Genomic DNA, 20,842 nt, shown 5'->3' with positions numbered 1-20,842 from the left:
GGGGCCGCAAGTTTCCAAGGGTGGGGGACAACTCCAGTGCAGGGCGTACAACTGACCCGAATACACCGCATACTCATCGCCGTCGTCGTCGCCGGCGCCATCGTCATCGCGGCCATCGGCTTCGCCGGCTCCTACGCGGCCGTCCGCGTACTCGCCGAACGCAAGGGCTTCGGCGCCTTCTCCCCCTTCTTCCCGATCGGGGTGGACGCCGGCATCGTCGTCCTGCTCGCCCTCGACCTGCTGCTGACCTGGATCCGCATCCCCTTCCCCCTGCTCCGGCAGACCGCCTGGCTCCTGACGGCCGCGACCATCGCCTTCAACGGCGCCGCCGCCTGGCCCGACCCGCTGGGCGTGGGCATGCACGCGGTCATCCCGGTGCTCTTCGTCGTCACCGTCGAGGCCGCCCGGCACGCCACCGGCCGGGTCGCGGCCATCACCGCCGACAAGCACATGGAGGGCGTCCGCCTCTCCCGCTGGCTGCTGGCCTTCCCCTCCACCTTCCGGCTGTGGCGGCGGATGAAGCTGTGGGAGCTGCGCAGTTACGAGGAGGTCATCCGGATGGAACAGGACCGGCTGATCTACGAGACCCGGCTGCGCGCGCGGTACGGCAGGTCATGGCGTCGCCGGGCGCCCGTCGAGGCGCTGATGCCGCTCAAGCTGGCGCGCTACGGGGTGCCCCTGCGGGAGACGGCGCCGCAGGCCACCAAACTGACCGAGCCGCCGGAGCTGACGAAGCCGGCGCCCGGGCAGCAGGCCGGGGAGGCGGAGGGCACCCTGGCCGCCGGGCCTCAGCACGCGCTGGCCACCGCCGCCGTACCCGAGGGGCCGGAGCAGGCGCTGGCCCACGAGTTCGCGCACCAGGCCGCACCCGGCCCGCAGGACCTGGCCGGTCACGAAACCGTCCCCGGCCACGAGGTCGCTCCGGAGGCGGGGGACGACGCGGCCGTGCCCGTCATGGTGGCGGAGCACGGGCCCCAGGAGGCGTCCCGGCAGCTGCCCGAGGCCGACGCCGGGGCGCAGCCGGAGGGTCCCGCACCACGCCGGGTGCTCGCCGCGCCGGCACGGCCGGAGGAGCTGTTCATCGAGCCCCGCCCGCCGGAGCCCGTACCGGTCCACGAGGACGAGTACGCCCCCGACGGCTACGGCGGGTACGGCCGGTACGACGAGTACGGCCAGTACGACGGCAACGCCGAACACGGGGGCTACCGAGGCCGCGAGGACGCCGAGGAGCACAGCGGCCAGGAGGACCACGAGGACTACGAGACCGACGCGTCCGGCACGACCGCCGCAACCGGCACGACCGCCACGGCCGGCCCCGGCGCCGACGGCTCCGCAGACGGCCCCCACGGGTACGAAGACGATCCGTGGGACGGCGGCCAGCCGGTCGGCATCCCGGACGGGGTACCGCGCGAGGAGGTCTACTTCGAGGCGTACCGCCAGTACGTCGCCACGCACGGGGAGTTCCCCAACGCCGCCGAACTCGCCCTCGCCCTGCGGGAGACCATGGGCGTGAGCACCGCGGACGGCAACCCGCTGAACGTGGCGTACCTCGACACCTACATGCGGGAGTTCAAGGACCGCTACAACATCGAGATGGGCCTCACCGGCTGAGCGGAGAGGCCGGGCCCGGCCGGTGCGAAGACCGCTCCGGCCGGGCCGGGAGGGCTACGCCCCCAGCAGCTTGCGGACCCGGTCGGCGCCGACGGCCAGCAGGAGGGTGGGCAGACGGGGGCCCGTCTCCCGGCTGACGAGCAGGCGGTACAGGAGAGCGAAGAAGCCGCGCTGGGCGACCTTCAGCTCGGGGGTCGGCTTGGCGTCCGGGTCCAGCCCGGCCTGCACCTTCGGCACGCCGTACACCAGTGCCGTCAGCCCCTCCAGGGACCAGTTCTCCTCCAGTCCGTCCAGCAGCAGCCGGAGGGACTCGCGCTGTGCGTCGTCGAGCGAGGCCAGCAGTCCGGTGTCGGGCTCGTCCCGCACGCGGGTGCGCTGGTCGGCCGGCACCTGCGTGGTGATCCAGCGGTGGGCCCGGTCCAGCCGGGGCCGGACCTCGTCCAGGGAGTGCACCGGGTGCTCGGGGTCGAGTTCGCTGAGGATGCGCAGCGTCTGCTCCTCGTGGCCGCCGGTGATGTCGGTGACCGAGGCGAGGGTGCGGTACGGCAGCGGGCGCGGGGTGATCGGCAGCGGGCCGCGCGCGGTGGACGAGGCGCGGGTGTGCGCGGCGATGTCCGCCGGCTGGGCGCTGCCGTCGGAGATCTTGCGGGTGAGCGCGTCCCACTCGTCGTAGGTGCGCTGGATCTCCTGGTCGAAGGCGACCTTGAAGGACTGGTTGGGCTTGCGCCGCGCGTACAGCCAGCGCAGCAGCGGGGCCTCCATGATCTGGAGGGCGTCGGCCGGGGTGGGCACGCCGCCCTTGGAGGAGGACATCTTGGCCATGCCGCTGATGCCGACGAAGGCGTACATGGGGCCGATGGGCTGCTCGCCGCCGAAGATCTCCTTGACGAGCTGCCCGCCGACCACGAACGAGGAGCCCGGCGACTGGTGGTCCACGCCGGAGGGCTCGAAGACGACGCCCTCGTACGCCCAGCGCATCGGCCAGTCGACCTTCCACACCAGCTTGCCGTGGTGGAAGGAGCGCAGCTCGACCGTCTCGCCGTGGCCGCACTGGCAGCTGTAGGTCAGCTCGGTGGTCTCGTCGTCGTAGGCGGTGACCGTCGTCAGGTCCCGGCCGCAGGCGGTGCAGTAAGGCTTGTACGGGTAGTACGCGGAGCCCGCGCCGGCGCCCGAGCCGTCGTCCTCGGCGGCGGCACCGGAACCCTCGGCGGCCCGCACCTCCGCCTCGTCGGCCGGCTTTTGCTGCTTGGCCTGCTTCTGGGCGTTCTTGGCGCCCTTCTCCAGCGTCCGGTAGCGGTCGAGGACGGCGTCGATGCGCTCCCGCTCCCGCATCGCGAAGAGGATCTGCTCGGTGTAGGCGCCCGAGGTGTACTGCGCGGTCTGGCTGATGCCGCGGTACTGCACGCCCAGCTCCAGCAAGGACGCCTCCATGGCGGCCTTGAAGTGCTCGGCCCAGTTGGCGTACGGGCTGCCGGCCGGGGCGGGCACGGAGGTGAGGGGGCGTCCGATGTGCTCGTTCCAGGACTCGTCCACGCCCTCGACACCGGCCGGTACCTTGCGGAACCGGTCGTAGTCGTCCCAGGACAGGATGTGTTCGCAGTCCACACCGCGCCGCTTGATCTCGTCGGCGACCAGGTGCGGGACCATCACCTCGCGCAGGTTGCCCAGGTGGATCGGGCCCGAGGGGCTCAGCCCGGAGGCGCAGACGAGTGTTTTCCCCGGTGCGCGGCGCTCCGCTTCGGCGATGACCTCATCGGCGATACGGGAGACCCAGTCGGCCTCGTGGGTGGTCTGAGCCACGTCCGGCACTTCCTTCTCGTCGCGCTCTTCAAGCCTGCGCCGCCCATTGTCCCACCCCGGAATGCGACGGCGCTCCCCCGTCGGCACGTGGGATACTGGGCCCTGAATCCAGCCACCCCGACGGAACGGTCAGCACTCCATGGCTACGGTCCCCTCTCTTGCCGCCACGGTCCGCCAGCGCGTCTCGGACGCCCTCTCGGCTGCTCTGCCGGAGGCCGCCTCCGCCGACCCGCTGCTGCGACGTAGCGACAGGGCGGACTTCCAGGCCAACGGCATGCTGGCGCTGGCCAAGCAGCTCAAGGGCAACCCGCGGGAGCTGGCCGGCAAGGTCACCGAGGCGCTGCCCGAGAGCCCGGAGATCGCCGGCATCGAGGTGTCGGGCCCCGGCTTCCTCAACATCACGGTCGCCGACGGGGCGATCGTGGAGAACCTCGCCGCGCGGTGGCAGGACGAGCGGCTGGGCGTCCCGTACAAGGACGAGCCCGGCGTCACGGTGATCGACTACTCGCAGCCGAACGTCGCCAAGGAGATGCACGTCGGGCACCTGCGCTCGACCGTCATCGGCGACGCCATCGTGCAGCTGCTCGAACACCGTGGCGAGAAGGTGATCCGCCGCCACCACATCGGCGACTGGGGCACCAACTTCGGCATGCTCATCCAGTACCTGATCGAGCACCCGCACGAGCTGGACCACGAGTCGGACACGGCGGGCGCCAAGGACGCGGGCGAGGCGGCGATGGCCCGGCTCAACCGGCTCTACAAGGCGTCGCGTGCCGTCTTCGACTCCGACGAGGACTTCAAGGCCCGCGCCCGCGACCGGGTGCCCGCCCTGCAGAGCGGCGACCCGGAGACGCTCGCCCTCTGGCACAAGATCGTCGACGAGTCGAAGACGTACTTCCAGGCCGTCTACGAGGAGCTGGACGTCGAGATCCGCGACGAGGACATCGTCGGCGAGAGCGCCTACAACGACGATCTCCAGCAGGTGGTCAAGGACCTGGAGGAGTCCGGTGTCGCGGTCCGCTCGGAGGGCGCGCTGTGCGTGTTCTTCGAGGACGTCAAGGGCCCGGACGGTACGCCGACCCCGCTGATCGTCCAGAAGTCCAACGGCGGCTTCGGCTACGCGGCCACCGACCTGGCCGCCATCCGCAACCGGATCGGCGAGCTGAAGGCCGACACGCTGCTGTACGTGGTGGACGCCCGGCAGGCGCTGCACTTCCGGATGGTGTTCGAGACCGCGCAGCGGGCCGGCTGGCTCCCGGAGGGCGCCGCCAGGCAGCTCCCGTTCGGCACCGTACTGGGCAAGGACGGCAAGCCGTTCAAGACCCGTGAGGGCGAGACGGTGCGGCTGGTGGACCTGCTGGACGAGGCCGTGGAGCGGGCGGCGGCGGTCGTCCGCGAGAAGGCCGGCGAAGGGGTCGGCGAGGAGGAGATCCAGCGGCGTGCCCAGCAGGTGGGCATCGGCGCGGTCAAGTACGCGGACCTGTCCAACTCGATGACGCGGGACTACGTCTTCGACCTGGACCGCATGGTCTCCCTCCAGGGCGACACCAGCGTCTACCTCCAGTACGCCTACGCGCGGGTGCGCTCGATCTTCCGGCGGGCGGGCGAGCTGAAGCCGGTGCCGCACCCCGAGCTGGCGCTGGAGCCGGCCGAGCGCGCGCTGGCCCTGCACCTGGACGGCTTCGCGGACACGCTGGTGACGGCGGCCGACGAGTACGCGCCGCACAAGCTGACGGCGTACCTGTACGAACTGGCCACGCTCTACAGCCGGTTCTTCGAGAACTGCCTGGTCCTCAACCCCGAGGCCCCGCAGCAGTCCGAGAACCGCCTGTTCCTGTGCGACATGACCGCCAAGGTCCTCCGCCAGGGTCTGGACCTGCTCGGCATCCGGACGCCCGAGCGGCTGTAGGTGCCGCAGGCCCCGCCCCGGGGTCCTGCGGGCCCTCCGGAACACAGGTAAGGGGCGCCCTCCCAGGGAGGGCGCCCCTTACACATGCCGGGAGAGGGCTCAGCGGCGCTCGCGCAGCAGCCGTGCGGCCTCCGTCGCCCAGTAGGTGAGGATCATGTTGGCGCCGGCCCGCGTGAAGCTGGTCAGCGTCTCCAGGATGGCCGCCTCACGGTCGATCCAGCCCTTCTCGGCCGCCGCCTCGACCATCGCGTACTCGCCGGAGATCTGGTAGACGCCGACCGGCACCTCGGCCCGCTCGGCGAAGTCCCGCAGGATGTCCAGGTACGGCAGACCCGGCTTCACCATCACCATGTCGGCGCCCTCGGCCAGGTCCAGCGACAGCTCCCGCATCGCCTCGCGGGCGTTGGCCGGGTCCTGCTGGTAGGTCTTGCGGTCCCCCTGGAGGGAGGAGCCGACCGCCTCGCGGAACGGCCCGTAGAACGCGGAGGTGTACTTCGCGGTGTAGGCGAAGACGGCCACGTCCTGGTGCCCGGACTCCTCCAGCGCGGCGCGGATGTGCGCGATCTGGCCGTCCATCATGCCGCTGGGGCCCAGCACATGGGCGCCGGCGTCGGCCTGGACGCGGGCCATCTCGGCGTACCGCTCCAGGGTCACGTCGTTGTCCACCCGCCCGTCGGCGGTCAGCACCCCGCAGTGGCCGTGGTCGGTGTACTCGTCCAGGCACAGGTCCGACATGAGCACCAGCTCGTCGCCGACCTCCGCCCGCACGTCCCGCAGCGCCACCTGGAGGATGCCGTCGGGGTCGGTGCCGGCCGTGCCCCGGGCGTCCTTCTTCGCGTCCTCGGGCACGCCGAAGAGCATCAGCCCGCCCACGCCCGCCTCGACCGCCTCCACGGCGGCCTTGCGCAGGGTGTCCCGGGTGTGCTGGACGACGCCGGGCATGGAGTCCACCGGCACCGGGTCGTCGATCCCCTCCCGCACGAAGGCGGGGAGGATCAGATCGGCCGGCCGGGTACGGTGCTCGGCGACCAGGCGGCGCATGGCCGCCGTGGTCCGCAGCCGCCGGGGCCGCGCCGCCGGGAAGCTGCCGTACGTGCTCATGATGTGCGTGCCCTCCTCCTGGCCGGGCGCTTCTCGCTCGGCCGCTTCACCGGTTCACCGGCCTCGACGGCGGCTGCCCGGCGCTGGGCGCCGAAGTCGGCCAGCGCCTCGGCCAGCTTGTGCACGGACGGCTCGGGCGCCATCACGTCCACCCGCAGCCCGTGCTCCTCGGCCGTCTTGGCGGTGGCCGGGCCGATACAGGCGATGACGGTGACGTTGTGCGGCTTGCCCGCGATGCCGACCAGATTCCGCACGGTGGACGACGAGGTGAACAGCACCGCGTCGAACCCACCGCCCTTGATGGCCTCCCGGGTCTCGGCGGGCGGCGGCGAGGCGCGCACCGTGCGGTACGCCGTCACGTCGTCCACCTCCCAGCCCAGCTCGATCAAGCCGGCCACCAGCGTCTCGGTGGCGATGTCGGCGCGCGGCAGGAACACCCGGTCGATCGGGTCGAAGACCGGGTCGTAGGGCGGCCAGTCCTCCAGCAGCCCGGCGGCCGACTGCTCGCCGCTGGGCACCAGGTCGGGCTTCACACCGAACTCGATCAGCGACTTGGCCGTCTGCTCGCCCACCGCCGCGACCTTGATCCCGGCGAACGCGCGGGCGTCCAGCCCGTACTCCTCGAACTTCTCCCGCACCGCCTTGACGGCGTTGACGGAGGTGAAGGCGATCCACTCGTAGCGGCCCGTGACCAGGCCCTTGACCGCACGTTCCATCTGCTGCGGGGTGCGCGGCGGCTCCACGGCGATGGTCGGCACCTCGGCCGGCACGGCACCGTAGGAGCGGAGCTGGTCGGAGAGGGAGGCGGCCTGTTCCTTGGTGCGCGGCACCAGGACCTGCCAGCCGAACAGCGGCTTGGACTCGAACCAGGCGAGCTGATCGCGCTGGGCGGCGGCGCTGCGCTCGCCGACCACGGCTATGACGGACTGCCCGCCATCGGGCGAGGGCAGCACCTTGGCCTGCTTGAGGGTCTGCGCGATCCCGCCGAGCGTGGAGGTGAAGGTGCGCTGCCGGGTCGTGGTGCCGGCCAGCGTCACCGTCATCGGGGTGTCCGGCTTGCGGCCCGCGGCCACCAGTTCACCGGCCGTGGCGCCCACCGTCTCCAGCGTGGTGGAGACGACGACGGTCGCATCGGAGACGCCCAGTTCGGTCCAGCAGCGGTCGTCGGCCGTGGCCGCGTCCACGAACCGCACGTCGGTGCCCTGCCCGTCCCGCAGCGGCACCCCGGCGTAGGCCGGCACGCCCACGGCCGCGGCGATACCCGGTACGACCTCGAAGGGGATGCCCGCGGCGGCCAGCGCCAACATCTCCCGGGCCGCGTCCGAGTCCAGGCCCGGGTCGCCCGCGACGGCACGCACGACCCGCTTGCCGGCGCGTGCGGCGGCTATGGCAGACTCGCCGGGGTCGAGGGCTGCATCGCCCGCCGGAGCGGAGGTAGTTGACGCGCCGTCAGCCACCGGCTGGAGCGGTGTGTCCACGCCCGGGCGGGTGTGCGCGCGCACGACCTCGTGCACGCGGGGGTCGGCGACCAGAACGTCGGCCTGCCCCAGCGCCTCGACGGCGCGCAACGTCAGCAGCCCCGGGTCTCCCGGCCCGGCACCCAGGAAGGTCACGTGTCCCTGTGCACCGTGCAGGTGCTGTCTGTTCACGACTGCTGCCGTCGTGTTGTGTGCGGTGCTCGACTTGTCGGCGGCGGTGGGGCTCAAAGTGCTCGCTCCCCCATCAGACCGGCCGCACCCTTGGCGAGCATCTCGTCGGCGAGTTCCTGACCCATGCGGGCAAAGGCCGTCATGTCGCCGTCGGACGCCGGTACGGGACCGGTGGTGGACAACTGCACCAGCGTGCGCCCGTCGGTGGTGCCGACGACGCCGCGCAGGCGCATTTCGGTGACAACCTGCCCCTCGACAAGCAGGTCGGCAAGCGCGCCCACAGGTGCGCTGCAGCCGGCCTCCAAGGCGGCGAGCAGGGTTCGCTCAGCGGTGACGGCGGCCCGCGTGTGCAGGTCGTCCAGCTCCGCGAGCTGTGCGGCCAGGTGCGCGTTCGACGCCGCGCACTCGACAGCCAGTGCCCCCTGTCCGGGGGCGGGAAGTACCTGGTCCGGGCTGATCAGCTCGGTGGCCTCCGCCTCGAGGCGGCCGATCCGGTGGAGCCCGGCGGCGGCGAGCACGACGGCGTCGAGCTCACCGGAGCGCACGTACCCGATCCGGGTGTCGATATTCCCCCGGATCGGTACGGTCTCGATCTCCAGCCCGAGCGACCGTGCCCAGGCGTGCAGCTGCGCCATCCGGCGCGGCGAACCGGTGCCGATGCGGGCCTTGCCCGGCGCGGCGGCACGGACCAGCTCGGTGAAGCCCAGCCCGTCCCGGCCGACCAGCACATCCCTGGCGTCGGCCCGCGCGGGCACGGCCGCCAGCGTGAAGCCCTCCGGCTGGGTGGTCGGCAGGTCCTTGAGCGAGTGCACGGCGAAGTCGATCTCGCCGCTCGCCAGGGAGTCGCGCAGCGCGTTGACGAACACACCGGTGCCGCCGATCTGCGCCAGGTGCTCCCTGCTGATGTCCCCGTAGGTGGTGATCTCCACCAGCTCGACGGGCCGGCCGGTCACCCTGCGGACTTCCTCGGCGACCAGCCCGGACTGCGCCATCGCGAGTTTGCTGCGGCGTGTGCCCAGCCGAAGTGGGGTGGTGGCTGTGGCGTCGGACTTCATTGCCGCTCCTGTTCGGGATTGCTGACAGCGGCGACCGCCTGCGGGTCGAGGTCGAAGAGTTCACGCAGCGCGTCGGCGTACCCGGCACCGCCGGGCTCGCCCGCGAGCTGCTTCACCCGCACCGTGGGCGCGTGCAGCAGCTTGTCGACGACACGGCGCACGGTCTGCGTGACCTCCGCGCGCAGTTTGTCGTCCATTCCGTGCAGCCTGCCCTCCAGGCGGGCCAGTTCACTGGAGACGACGTCGGCGGCCATGGTGCGCAGCGCCACCACGGTCGGTGTGATGGTCGCGGCCCGCTGCGCCGCGCCGAACGCGGCGACCTCCTCGGTGACGATGCCGCGGACGGCCTCCACGTCACCGGCCATGGGCGCGTCGGCCTCGGCGTCGGCGAGCGATTCGATGTCCACCAGCCGCACCCCGGCCAGGCGGTGCACGGCGGCGTCGACGTCGCGGGGCATGGCCAGGTCGAGGAGGGACAGGGCCGGGCTGGCGGTGCCCGCCGCGGCGTCCGCCCGGCGGCCGGCGACGGCCGCCTCGATGTCGGCGGCGGTCAGCACGAGCCCCGTCGCACCGGTGCAGGAGACCACGATGTCCGCGCTCCCCAGCGCGGAGCTCACCGTGTCCATGGGCTGCGCCGTCGCACCGAGGCTCTCGGCGAGCCGCTCGGCCCTCTCCAGCGTCCGGTTGACGATCACCAGTTCGCCCACACCGGCGCGGGACAGCGTCACCGCGGCCAGCGAGGACATGGAACCGGCACCGATCACCAGGGCGCGGCGTCCGCGCACCCACTCCTCGACGGGCCGGTCCCCGGCGAGCTGTTCCAGCCCGAAGGTCACCAGCGACTGCCCGGCCTTGTCGATGCCGGTCTCCGAGTGGGCCCGCTTGCCGACCCGCAGGGCCTGCTGGAACAGGTCGTTCAGCAGGCGCCCGGCGGTGTGCTGCTCCTGGGCGACGGCCAGCGCGTCCTTGATCTGCCCGAGGATCTGCCCCTCGCCGACGACCATCGAGTCCAGTCCGCACGCCACCGAGAACAGGTGGTGGACGGCGCGGTCCTCGTAGTGCACGTACAGGTAGGGGGTCAGCTCGTCCAGGGTGACGCCGCTGTGCTGTGCCAGCAGGGTGGACAGCTCGGCGACGCCCGCGTGGAACTTGTCGACGTCCGCATACAGTTCGATGCGGTTGCAGGTCGAGAGCACGGCGGCCTCGGCGGCGGGCTCGGCGCCCACGGCGTCCTGCAGCAGCTTTCCCCGGGTACCGGGCGGCAAGGCGGCACGTTCCAGCACGCTGACCGGCGCGCTGCGGTGGCTCAGGCCGACGACGAGCAGGCTCATGCCGGCATCACGGCGGGCAGATCCCCGTCAGGTCCGGACTCGGGAGGCCGCTTGGTGACGGCGACGGCGGGCGGTGCCGCGGGCGGCGCCGTGTCCACCTCGGCGGGTGCCGTGGCCGGCTCCTCCCCCGCCTTGCGCTGCTCGTGGAAGGCGAGGATCTGGAGCTCTATGGAGAGGTCCACCTTGCGCACGTCCACCCCTTCGGGGACGGACAGCACGGTCGGTGCGAAGTTGAGGATGGAGGTGATCCCGGCGGCGACGAGCCGGTCGCACACCTGCTGGGCGGCGCCCGCGGGGGTGGCGATAACCCCGATCGAGACGCCGTTCTCCGCGACGATCTTCTCCAGTTCGTCGGTGTGCTGGACGGGGATGCCGGCGACGGGCTTCCCGGCGAGCTGCGGGTCGGCGTCGATCAGCGCGGCGACGCGGAAGCCGCGGGAGGCGAAGCCGCCGTAGTTCGCGAGGGCGGCGCCGAGGTTGCCGATACCGACGATGACGACGGGCCAGTCCTGGGTGAGCCCGAGTTCGCGGGAGATCTGGTAGACGAGGTACTCGACGTCGTAGCCGACCCCGCGGGTGCCGTAACTGCCGAGGTAGGAGAAGTCCTTGCGGAGCTTGGCCGAATTGACCCCGGCGGCCGAGGCCAGTTCCTCCGAGGAGACTGTCGGCACCGAGCGCTCGGAGAGCGCGGTCAGTGCCCGCAGATACAGCGGAAGACGGGCGACGGTCGCCTCGGGGATTCCTCGGCTCCGACTCGTCGCCGGACGGTGGTTTCGGCCAGTTGCCACGGTGCTCCTGCCGGTTGCGCGAAGCGATGAGCGGTCGAACGTGAGGCACCCTCCCGGACCGCTCCGTCGCGCCCAGGCTATGCCTTTGTGAACGTGTGCACAAAGATAGTGTCCGCTTTGTCCGGCCAACGTGACCGGCGCCACAGGTACCAACGGGGACACGCGGCCACACTCCTCACGTATACGCCCGCGGACGGCAAAACGCCCTCGATATTAATCGAAACCAACTCGAACCTTGACCACATTCCCGCTCGACAACCACGCCTGAGGCATGCTCCGAGCGGACACCGAGGACATTCGGGACACCGGACGGGCGGCCGGGCGCGGCGCGGGGACGGCCGTTCACGACCGGGACACGGCCCGCACAGCCGTTCGCGGACGGGGAGCGGGGGAGACGGCCCGCGCCCGGCCGGGCCGTCGGGACGGTGCCGGTCTCAGGCGGTGAGCGCCCCGCGCAGCCTGTCCGGATCCACCCGCCAGAAGTCGTGCTGCTCACCGTCGACGAGGACCACCGGGATCTGCTCCCAGTACTTGCGGTACAGCTCCTGGTCCTGGTTGATGTCCTTCTCCTCCCAGGCGGCGCCCACTTCGTCGCACACGCGCACGATCACGTCCCGTGCCACGTCGCACAGATGACACCCGGGCTTCCCGATGAGGGTCACAGTCTTCATGCCCCATTCTCCGCACGTAAGGGACCCACCGAACAAACTGGCTATGCTCGCGGCATGGCCCTTCCCGCATGGCTCACCTCCCGCAAGCGCTCCGCCACCGCGCGGAGCGTGCTCGCCGGCGAAGCCGCCGCGGAGGCGGCGCGCAAGCAGGAGCTGGAGCTGGCGGCCGAACGCGAGGAGGGCGCGGGCGCGGAGGAACCCGAGTTCCCCGTCGTCGGGGACGTGCGCGCCGCCGCCTTCTTCGACCTGGACAACACGGTGATGCAGGGCGCGGCCCTCTTCCACTTCGGACGGGGCCTGTACAAGCGCAAGTTCTTCCGCAAGCGCGAGTTGGCCCGCTTCGCCTGGCAGCAGACCTACTTCCGGCTGGCGGGCTCCGAGAACGCCGACCACATGCAGGACGCCCGCGAGAGCGCGCTGTCCATCGTCAAGGGCCACCGGGTCGCGGAGCTCATGGCGATCGGCGAGGAGATCTACGACGAGTACATGGCGGGCCGCATCTGGCCGGGCACCCGCGCCCTGGCACAGGCCCACCTGGACGCGGGCCAGAAGGTGTGGCTGGTGACGGCGGCACCGGTGGAGACGGCCACGATCATCGCCCGCCGTCTGGGGCTGACCGGGGCGCTGGGCACGGTCGCCGAGTCGGTGGGCGGCGTCTACACCGGGCGGCTGGTGGGCGAGCCGCTGCACGGCCCGGCGAAGGCGGAGGCGGTGCGGGCGCTGGCTGCGGCGGAGGGGCTGGATCTCGACAGGTGCGCTGCGTACAGCGATTCGGCGAACGACATTCCGATGCTGTCGCTTGTCGGTTATCCGTATGCGATCAATCCTGACAGCCGCCTTCGGGCGCACGCCCGCGAAATGGGCTGGCGGCTGCGCGACTACCGCACGGGACGGAAAGCGGCCAAGGTGGGCATTCCGGCGGCGGCCGGTGTCGGCGCACTGGCGGGCGGCGCGGCTGCCGCGGTCGCGGTCCAGCGCCGCCGCCGTTGAGCCCCTCACGAGCGATACACACCGGTTGGGCGCAGGCGCGCGGCAGCGCGCGGCGCCGTCCGTACGCCCCCGGGGCGGGCCAATCCAGCAGTGTTACCCGGCCTTGTCGCACGGCAGTCGCCGGCATCCGGCTCGGACAAAAGTGATCACGAAGGCGACAGTTCCAGCCAGCCAAGCCGTAAGAAAACGATCGTCATTCGCACCTGAATGCGACCCCAATCCATAACAGAGCGAACCGAATCGACGATTTTGGCAACTACGCGTAGTGCCGCCTGTACGAAGCGTTATTCTCCTCAGACGCAATTCGGTACCCATCCGTCCCTACGCCGGGTGAATGGTCCCGCACTGCACGTGATGGAAGCTCTGCCTCTGGGAGTCCCGTGTACCCACACGTCGGGGTTGACGCCTCGGGCCTGGCTACGCTGCGCACGACAGTCATCGACCAGCTGCGTGCGTTCGTCCCCACCGCGTACGCCGTCCCTGCCCTCGCCGCAACAGCCGCAACTGTCCCCGCAGGAGCCGCACCTGTCCCCACCGGCCCCTGCCACGCCCTCGCGCACCGCGCCGCCGGCGCCACGACCCGCACCTCCACCACGAGCGGCAGGCGCACCCGCGGCGCGGGCGCCACCGCCCGGCGCCCCGCCGCCTCGGACACCGACAGCCGCCGGATGATGGACCTGGTCGAACAGGCCCAGGCCGGCGAGGCCGAGGCGTTCGGCCGGCTCTACGACCACTACAGCGACACCGTCTACCGCTACATCTACTACCGCGTCGGCGGCCGGGCGACCGCCGAGGACCTGACCAGCGAGACCTTCCTGCGCGCCCTCCGCCGTATCGGAACCTTCACCTGGCAGGGCCGCGACTTCGGCGCCTGGCTGGTGACCATCGCCCGGAACCTCGTCGCCGACCACTTCAAGTCCAGCCGCTTCCGCCTCGAAGTGACCACCGGCGAGATGCTCGACGCCAACGAGGTCGAGCGTTCCCCCGAGGAATCGGTGCTGGAGTCCCTGTCCAACGCCGCCCTGCTGGAGGCCGTACGTAAGCTCAACCCCCAACAGCAGGAGTGCGTAACGCTCCGATTTCTCCAGGGGCTCTCCGTGGCCGAAACCGCCCGGGTCATGGGCAAGAACGAAGGCGCCATCAAGACCCTCCAGTACCGCGCCGTGCGGACGCTGGCCAGACTCCTGCCCGACGACGCGCGCTGAGGTCCGGGACGGGCTCGCCGGCCGGTCACATCATCGTGACATCCGACTCCGTAACCCGAGTGGCTTGCGCTCGTTGTCGGGGTTGCAGACTCCCCCCAGCCGTGGCTGCCCGGGGCTCACTCACCCCTGAGTGAACGCGGTCGGCCACGTCTTTTCCTGTGCGACGGGGAGTCGACCGTGCTGACGAGAGGAGGTGCCGCCGGTGATCGGATCCGTGCCGACGAGCCGACGGGCCATCGCCTTCGCCCAGGCCCTGGACGAGCAGGAGCGCGACGGGGGCGCGGCGGCCGACACAGGGCCCGGGGGCTCCGCGGACTCCGGGAGAAACCGAGGGACGCCGGCTGGTCCGGCCCCGCGCACACGGGCACGGCACGCGCCGTCCCGGTCACCGGCTTCTCCCCCCGCGCCCCCCGAGACCCCCGCCGGTCCCGGCACGTCGCTTCCGGCGTCGGTCCCACCGCACCGGCACCGGGCCGAAGGGCCGGACCAGGGCCTGCTCGCCCTGGCCGGTGAGCTCGCCGCCCTGCCCCGTCCCGCCCTCGACCCCGAGGTCAAGACGGTGCAGCGCGCCCAGCTCGTCGCCGCCATGGAAACCGCCTTCGCCGACGGTGAGACGGCCGCCCCGGACACCCTCGTTCCGGAGCAGCGGGACGGCCGCGCCGCCTCCCGCTCCGGACGCGGCGCCCACCGCGCCCCCGGCCTGAGTTCCCTGGGCAAGCTGCGCCCCAGGACCCGGCTGGGCAAGGGACTGGCGGCCGGCGGGCTGAGCGTCGGCGTGGCGGCCGGCGCGCTCGGCGGCGCCGCGGCGGCCAGCACCGACGCCCTCCCCGGCGACTCCCTCTACGGCCTCAAGCGCGGGATGGAGGACATCCAGCTCGACCTGGCCGGGGACGACGCCGACCGGGGCAGCGTGCTGCTGGACCACGCCTCCACCCGCATGCAGGAGGCCCGCCGCCTCATGGAACGCGACCGGGCCGGCGACCTCGACCACGAGTCCCTGACCGAGGTCCGCAGGGCACTGTCCGGAATGCGGCAGGACGCCTCCGAAGGGCACCGTCTGCTGACCGCGGCCTACCGGCAGGACGGCGACCTCGCGCCCATGCGCTCCCTCTCCCGGTTCACCAAGAAGCACCGCGACGGCTGGACCCAGCTGCGTGACCGCCTCCCGGCGCAACTGCGGGACGTGGGCGACGAGGTGACGTCGGTCCTCGACGCCATGGACCAGGAGGTCGGGCCGCTGCGCTCGCTCCTGCCGCCCGCACCCCGGGAAGGCGCACACGGCGAGCGCGAACGGGGCACGAGCGACCGCACGGGCGAGGAGTCGCCCTCCACGGAGCCGAGCAGCCCGACACCCGACGGCACCCGCGGTGAGAGCGAACGGCGGTCCGAGAAGCCGGAGCCGTCCGACTCGCAGCACCACGGCGAGGGCCTGCTCGGCGGTGATCTGCTGGCACCACCGGACGACCACGGCGGGCAGGAGAAGCCCTCCCAGTCCGGCTCGGGTTCCCGGCCCGGCAGCCCCTCCGGCTCCGGCGGCGAGAAGCCCGAGATCACACTGCCCCCGATCGTCCCGGAGGTGCTCCCCGGCCTCGGCCTGGGCGGGGACGACAAATAGCGCGGCTCCCACGGGCGACTGCCGGGTGCGGCGTCGTACGGTCCTCAGAAGAAGACCGAACGGCGCCGCACCAGCAGTTTGTAGAGGGTGTGCTGGATCGTCTCGCGGACCTGGTCGGTCAGGTTGAACATCAGCATCGGGTCGTCGGCCGCCTCGGGCGGATAGTCGTCCGTGGGCAACGGCTCGCCGAACTGGATCGTCCACTTCGTCGGCAACGGCACCGCGCCCAGCGGGCCGAGCCACGGGAACGTCGGCGTCAGCGGGAAGTACGGGAAGCCGAACAGCCGCGCCAGCGTCCGCGAGTTGCCGATCATCGGGTAGATCTCCTCGGCCCCCACGATCGAGCACGGCACGATCGGCGCCCCCGTGCGCAGCGCCGTCGAGACGAAGCCGCCGCGGCCGAACCGCTGGAGCTTGTAGCGGTCCGCGAACGGTTTGCCGAGCCCCTTGAACCCCTCCGGCATCACGCCGACGACCTCGCCGCGGCCCAGCAGCGTCTGCGCGTCCTCGGCACAGGCCAGGGTGTGCCCCGCCTTGCGCGCCAGCTCGTTGACGAGCGGCAGCACGAACACCAGATCCGCACCCAGCAGCCGCAGCCGCCGGTCCGCGGGGTGGTGGTCGTGCACGGCGACCTGGAGCATCAGCCCGTCCAGCGGGAGGGTCCCGGAGTGATTCGCGACCACCAGCGCCGCCCCGTCGGCCGGTATGTTCTCGATCCCGCGCACCTCCACCCGGAAGTACTTCTCGAACACCGGCCGCAGCAGCGACATCAGCACCTGGTCGGTCAGTTCCCGGTCGTAGCCGAAGTCGTCGACCTCGTACTCGCCGGTGACCCGCCGCCGCAGGAACGCCAGCCCGCGAGCCGCGCGGTCCTCCCAGTCGTCGCCCAGCAGCCGGGCGACCAGCCCACCGAGCGCGCCCTCCGCGGCAGCGTCCTCCCCGCCGCTCGCGGGCCCCTCCCCACGGGACCCGGCGCCGTCCGCGTCCCCGAACCTCTGCTCCGCCCCATGACGGTCCTCCGCGGCCTCTGAGGGCCCCGCTCCGCCCTTTCCGGGGCCGTCACCCTCCCCCGGACCCCCCGGACCCTGCTGCCCGGGCACGGTCGTCAGCGGGGCGCTCTGTCCGGTGCGCGCGCCGCGCCGACGGGCCCGCTGCCCGGTACGGGACTGGCCGGCCGGTGCGGCGCCCCGCGACCGGTCCCTGTCGTCGTCGAAGGGTATGACCTTCGCGTCACCCATCCTGGCGCACCTCCGCCCGCTCCCGCCGCGTCGCGGCTCCCTCCCCGGCCGGCCGCCCGGGTTTCCCCGGCAGCAGCGCCGCGAACCGGTCGACGGCGTGCGCCACCTTGCCCGGCGGCAGCAGCCCGCTCCCGCGGGACCGGGCGAACGCGTCGAGAGTCTGCGCCGTCGTCCGGCGCGGTGTGAACCCCAGCACGTCGCGGGCGTGCTCGGTCCGCACGACCCGCCCGTGGGTCAGCAGCCGCAGCTGCTCGGCGGAGAAGTCCGTGACACCCACCGACCGCAGCACCCCGCTGCCCCAGCGGATGGCCGGCATCAGCATGGGCACCGTCGGCCGGCCCAGCCGCCGCGCGCACTGGGAGAGCAGCAGCACGCCGTCCCCGGCGATGTTGAACGTCCCCGCCGTCAGCGTGCCGGCCCTCGGCTCCCCCGCGGCCAGCCGGAGCACCTCGATCACGTCGTCGTCGTGCACGAACTGCAACCGCGGGTCGTAGCCCAGCACGGTCGGCAGCACGGGCAGTGAGAAGTACTCCGCCAGCGGCGACTCGGCGGCCGGCCCGAGGATGTGCGCGAAACGCAGCACGGTGACGGCCACATCGGGCCGCCGCCGCGCGAAGCCCCGTACGTAGCCCTCGATCTCCACCGCGTCCTTGGCGAAGCCGCCACCGGGCAGGGACCGTACGGGCGTCGTCTCGTCGAAGACGGCCGGGTCACGCGGCGCGGAACCGTACACGCTCGTCGTCGACTTGATCACCAGCCGGCTGACGGACGGCGCCTTCTGGCAGGCACCCAGCAGCTGCATGGTGCCGATGACGTTGGTCTCCTTCACCGCACCGCGCCCACCGCCGCCGGGCGTCAGCGGGGTGCCGTGCAGATCCATGTGGACCACCGTGTCCACCGCGTGCTCGGCCAGCACCTTGCCGATGGCCGGCTGCCGGATGTCCGTCTGCACGAACCGGGCCCCGTCCAGCCGGTGAGCGGGAGGGCGGGTGTCCACACCGACCACACCGCTCACCCCCGGCTCACGCAGGAGACGGCGTACGAAACGGCCACCGAGCGGTCTGGCCACCCCGGTGACGAGCACCACCTTGCCCACTTCGTCCCTCCCTGACCCCGGATGCGGCGCGAGCCGGCAACGCGTCCCCATAGCAGAACCGCCGCCTTCTCCCCAGCCGGGGAGAAGGCGGCGGTCAGTGGCGTGCGGTGTGCTCGCTCACTTCTTGTTGCGACGCTGCACACGCGTCCGCTTCAGCAGCTTGCGGTGCTTCTTCTTCGCCATCCGCTTACGCCGCTTCTTGATGACAGAGCCCACGACTACCCTCGCTCACGGATCATCCCCGCACGCGGCGGGGGCGAACTCACTTCGATACTCGGTGCGGGGCGTCCGAGCCCACACGACCTACATGGGGCCACCCTACCGGGCACCGGTAGGTGGACGTGAATCGAGGGGGGCCGAGGACCGCGGTCCGGCGGCGGCGAGGCGTCCGGGGGCGCCGGCCTACGCGCTCTCCACCCCCACGTACGACTCCTCCAAGTACTCGTGGACGGCCTTCTCCGGGACCCGGAAGGACCTGCCCACCCGGATCGCCGGCAGATGACCGCTGTGCACCAGGCGGTACACGGTCATCTTGGAGACTCGCATCACCGCGGCGACCTCCGCCACGGTCAGGAACACGACCTCATTCAACGGCCGTTCGTCAGCAGCCATGTCACACCTGAACCTTCCGCACATGTCGGGCACCGGCTTCCCCTCCGGTGCCTCCTGCTCGCATGTGCGCTCTACCCCGATTCAGGGGCGCGTGATGCAAGTGATGAAGAGGAGTACCGTTCGTCCGCCTACCGTGACAGACACGCCCGATTGAGTACATAGCCAGTAAGCGCGCGGTAGTAATCGGACTGCGCACCGTGATCGCCAACACCCGTCGCGGGCCCCGCGTTCCACTCCGCGCCCCCGTCCCCGACCCTGTCGGCACCACACCGCCCGGCAGACCCGCCCCGCTTCCGCGCCCCGTCGTGACCAGCGCACATGCGCCAACTGACGTCCGGCACCCAGGCGTCGGCACCCTTCTGCGGCCCTTCCCGGCCCGCCCCACCACCGGACGACGAGCGAGCGGGGCGCACGAGCACGCGCCCCGCGCACGGTGCCTCGCCCACGCGCTCATTCCCCGGAGCGCCGAGACTCCCCGTACGTAGGAGAGGCCGCACTGACGTACCCCGAATCGCATCGCTATGTCGATACGTCTCCCCTGCACCGGTGCTAGGCCGAGACGTCCACCCGCCGACATGGATGGGGCGCATGTGACGTAGGGGCCCAGGAGTCCGCCAGGGGGCCGCCACGGGGCGCAGGAGCCCACGAACCCACCGGGTGACCAGGACCGGCACGCGCGGCGCCCCCGAAACGCTCCGGAACAGGCGATACCCCGCAACCGACGGACCTCAACCGACCCCGTCGGCCAAGCGAATCGACGCCACTCACTCAGCTTCGGACGACTTCGGACAACCGCCACGCGGTACGGTACGGCACCGCCCTACGGCAGCAGGCCGTGTGCCGGAAAAACCGCGTTGCGCGTCGCTCGGATCGCCTGGTCCAGCCGGTCGGCCGGGTCGTACCCCGAAGCCTCCCAGTCGCTCCAGCGCGGCTCCAGACCGTCCGTCATCCGCTGCGGAGCACCCCCGCCCTGGGTACGGGCGTACACCTCCTGCCGCCACTCGGCCGGCACTTCCGTCTCCCGCGGCACCGGGACACCCGCCGCGATCGCCACCAGATGCGTCCACGCCCGCGGCACCACGTCGACGACGGCGTAACCACCGCCCCCCAACGCCAGCCACCGCCCCTCCGCCCATGTGTGGGCCCACCCGTGCACGGCCTCGGCGGCCACCCGCTGGGCGTCGACACTCACCGCCAGGTGCGCCAACGGGTCCTCGATGTGGGTGTCGGCGCCGTGCTGCGAGACAAGCACCTGGGGCCCGAACGCCTCCAGCAACTGCGGCACCACCGCGTGCACGGCCCGCAGCCATCCGCTGTCCGCCGTCCCGGGCGGCAACGCCACGTTCACCGCGCTTCCTTCGGCGCCGGGACCACCGCACTCCTCCGGCCACCCGGTACCGGGAAAGAGAGTGCCCGGGTGCTCGTGCACGGAGACGGTCAGCACTCGGGGGTCGTCCCAGAACGCCGCCTGGACGCCGTCACCGTGGTGCACGTCGAGGTCGACGTACGCCACCCGCTCGGCGCCCAGCTCCAGCAGCCGGGCAATCGCCAGCGCGGCATCGTTGTAGACGCAGAAGCCGGACGCGGCCTGTGGCATCGCATGGTGCAGGCCGCCGGCGAAGTTCACCGCGTGCAGGGCCTTCCCCCGCCACACCGCCTCGGCCCCGCCCACGGACTGCCCCGCGATCAGCGCCGACACCTCGTGCATGCCGGCGAACGCCGGATCGTCGGCCGTTCCCAGCCCGAAACGCTGCTCGGCGGAGGCGGGATCGGACGACGCCCGCCGTACGGCATCGATGTATTCGCGCCGGTGCACCAGCCGGAGGGTGGACTCACCCGCCGGCCGCGCCGCGACCACACTCAGCTCGGGGCTGCGCTCGACGCCGAGCGTCTCGATCAGACGCTTCGTCAGCGTGAGCCGCACCGGGTCCATCGGATGGCCGGGACCGAAGTCGTAGCCGGTGACGCCTTCGTCCCACATCAGCTGTGTGCGGCCAGTCATGGCGACACCGTATCGGTCGCAGCCGAAACACGAAAAAGGGGCTTTGTCGGCGTCGGCCGACAAAGCCCCTTTTCCCTCAAGAATAGTCCGGCGGCGTCCTACTCTCCCACACGCTCCCGCATGCAGTACCATCGGCGCTGTAAGGCTTAGCTTCCGGGTTCGGAATGTA

The 20,842-nt window shown here is 71.9% G+C and carries 17 protein-coding genes and 1 rRNA gene; 5 read left to right on the top strand and 13 right to left on the bottom strand.

Annotated elements, in window-relative coordinates; genetic code table 11:
- Positions 1-36: 36 nt before the first annotated feature.
- A complete protein-coding gene (locus IO40_RS0118340; RefSeq protein ID WP_016472856.1) occupies positions 37-1,611 on the top strand; it encodes a DUF2637 domain-containing protein in 1,575 nt (524 codons plus the stop codon).
- Between the two features lie 54 nt (positions 1,612-1,665).
- Here IO40_RS0118340 and lysS read toward each other — a convergent pair whose 3' ends face one another.
- Positions 1,666-3,411, bottom strand: a complete 1,746-nt coding sequence (gene lysS, locus IO40_RS0118335; RefSeq protein ID WP_016472857.1) for a lysine--tRNA ligase — start codon at positions 3,409-3,411, stop codon at positions 1,666-1,668.
- 139 nt (positions 3,412-3,550) lie between these two features.
- Here lysS and argS point away from each other — a divergent pair, with 139 nt between their 5' ends.
- The gene (gene argS / locus IO40_RS0118330) at positions 3,551-5,320 is read left to right on the top strand and encodes an arginine--tRNA ligase (RefSeq protein ID WP_016472858.1); all 1,770 of its coding nucleotides are present in this window, start codon (positions 3,551-3,553) and stop codon (positions 5,318-5,320) included.
- A 99-nt stretch (positions 5,321-5,419) separates the two neighbouring features.
- On the opposite strand, the gene hemB is transcribed toward argS, so the two are convergent.
- From hemB to IO40_RS0118300, 6 genes are all read right to left on the bottom strand, one after another.
- Positions 5,420-6,421 carry a porphobilinogen synthase gene (hemB, locus tag IO40_RS0118325; RefSeq protein ID WP_016472859.1) on the bottom strand — a complete coding sequence of 334 codons (1,002 nt, stop codon included), beginning with the start codon at positions 6,419-6,421 and terminating at the stop codon, positions 5,420-5,422.
- Positions 6,418-8,070: a bifunctional uroporphyrinogen-III C-methyltransferase/uroporphyrinogen-III synthase gene (locus IO40_RS0118320; RefSeq protein WP_030409665.1), complete on the bottom strand. Its 1,653-nt coding sequence runs from the start codon at positions 8,068-8,070 to the stop codon at positions 6,418-6,420. Before IO40_RS0118320 ends, hemB begins: the two co-directional genes overlap by 4 nt.
- Before the next feature lie 53 nt (positions 8,071-8,123).
- Positions 8,124-9,125: a hydroxymethylbilane synthase gene (hemC, locus tag IO40_RS0118315; protein ID WP_016472861.1), complete on the bottom strand. Its 1,002-nt coding sequence runs from the start codon at positions 9,123-9,125 to the stop codon at positions 8,124-8,126.
- On the bottom strand, positions 9,122-10,456 hold the full coding sequence (locus tag IO40_RS0118310) for a glutamyl-tRNA reductase (RefSeq protein WP_016472862.1): 1,335 nt from the start codon (positions 10,454-10,456) through the stop codon (positions 9,122-9,124). Before IO40_RS0118310 ends, hemC begins: the two co-directional genes overlap by 4 nt.
- Positions 10,453-11,244, bottom strand: coding sequence for a redox-sensing transcriptional repressor Rex (locus tag IO40_RS0118305; RefSeq protein ID WP_016472863.1), 792 nt, complete (start codon positions 11,242-11,244; stop codon positions 10,453-10,455). Before IO40_RS0118305 ends, IO40_RS0118310 begins: the two co-directional genes overlap by 4 nt.
- Positions 11,245-11,678: 434 nt before the next feature.
- Positions 11,679-11,915 (bottom strand): glutaredoxin family protein, encoded by a 237-nt coding sequence (locus tag IO40_RS0118300; RefSeq protein WP_016472864.1) that lies wholly within the window; start codon positions 11,913-11,915, stop codon positions 11,679-11,681.
- A gap of 54 nt (positions 11,916-11,969) precedes the next feature.
- Between IO40_RS0118300 and IO40_RS0118295 the strand changes: the two genes are divergently transcribed.
- The 3 genes from IO40_RS0118295 to IO40_RS0118285 all read left to right on the top strand — a co-directional run bounded on the left by IO40_RS0118295 (position 11,970) and on the right by IO40_RS0118285 (position 15,725).
- Positions 11,970-12,905, top strand: a complete 936-nt coding sequence (locus IO40_RS0118295) for an HAD family hydrolase (protein WP_016472865.1) — start codon at positions 11,970-11,972, stop codon at positions 12,903-12,905.
- Positions 12,906-13,285: 380 nt separating this feature from the next.
- On the top strand, positions 13,286-14,110 hold the full coding sequence (locus IO40_RS0118290; RefSeq protein WP_016472866.1) for an ECF subfamily RNA polymerase sigma factor, BldN family: 825 nt from the start codon (positions 13,286-13,288) through the stop codon (positions 14,108-14,110).
- 202 nt (positions 14,111-14,312) lie between these two features.
- Positions 14,313-15,725 carry a DUF5667 domain-containing protein gene (locus tag IO40_RS0118285; protein ID WP_031175754.1) on the top strand — a complete coding sequence of 471 codons (1,413 nt, stop codon included), beginning with the start codon at positions 14,313-14,315 and terminating at the stop codon, positions 15,723-15,725.
- Positions 15,726-15,769: 44 nt separating this feature from the next.
- Here the strand turns inward: IO40_RS0118285 and IO40_RS0118280 are convergent, their stop codons facing one another.
- The 6 genes from IO40_RS0118280 to rrf all read right to left on the bottom strand — a co-directional run.
- A complete protein-coding gene (locus tag IO40_RS0118280) occupies positions 15,770-16,963 on the bottom strand; it encodes a lysophospholipid acyltransferase family protein (protein ID WP_016472868.1) in 1,194 nt (397 codons plus the stop codon).
- Complete coding sequence (locus IO40_RS0118275) at positions 16,956-18,059, bottom strand: NAD-dependent epimerase/dehydratase family protein (RefSeq protein WP_033230342.1); 1,104 nt, start codon at positions 18,057-18,059, stop codon at positions 16,956-16,958. The genes IO40_RS0118280 and IO40_RS0118275 overlap by 8 nt, the downstream gene beginning before the upstream one ends.
- Positions 18,060-18,176: 117 nt before the next feature.
- Complete coding sequence (locus tag IO40_RS35965; RefSeq protein WP_003948845.1) at positions 18,177-18,275, bottom strand: 30S ribosomal protein bS22; 99 nt, start codon at positions 18,273-18,275, stop codon at positions 18,177-18,179.
- Positions 18,276-18,461: 186 nt separating this feature from the next.
- Complete coding sequence (locus tag IO40_RS0118265) at positions 18,462-18,671, bottom strand: helix-turn-helix domain-containing protein (RefSeq protein ID WP_157846443.1); 210 nt, start codon at positions 18,669-18,671, stop codon at positions 18,462-18,464.
- An 820-nt stretch (positions 18,672-19,491) separates the two neighbouring features.
- Positions 19,492-20,673: an acetoin utilization protein AcuC gene (locus IO40_RS0118260; protein WP_016472871.1), complete on the bottom strand. Its 1,182-nt coding sequence runs from the start codon at positions 20,671-20,673 to the stop codon at positions 19,492-19,494.
- An 85-nt stretch (positions 20,674-20,758) separates the two neighbouring features.
- A 5S ribosomal RNA gene (rrf, locus tag IO40_RS34890) occupies positions 20,759-20,842 on the bottom strand; the annotation flags it as partial.

Origin of the sequence: Streptomyces albus subsp. albus (assembly GCF_000725885.1) — a bacterium.
In the GTDB taxonomy this organism is placed as follows: domain Bacteria; phylum Actinomycetota; class Actinomycetes; order Streptomycetales; family Streptomycetaceae; genus Streptomyces; species Streptomyces albus.
The sequence above is the reverse complement of the archived record's forward strand: the minus strand, read 5'-3'. Positions and strand labels throughout refer to the sequence as shown.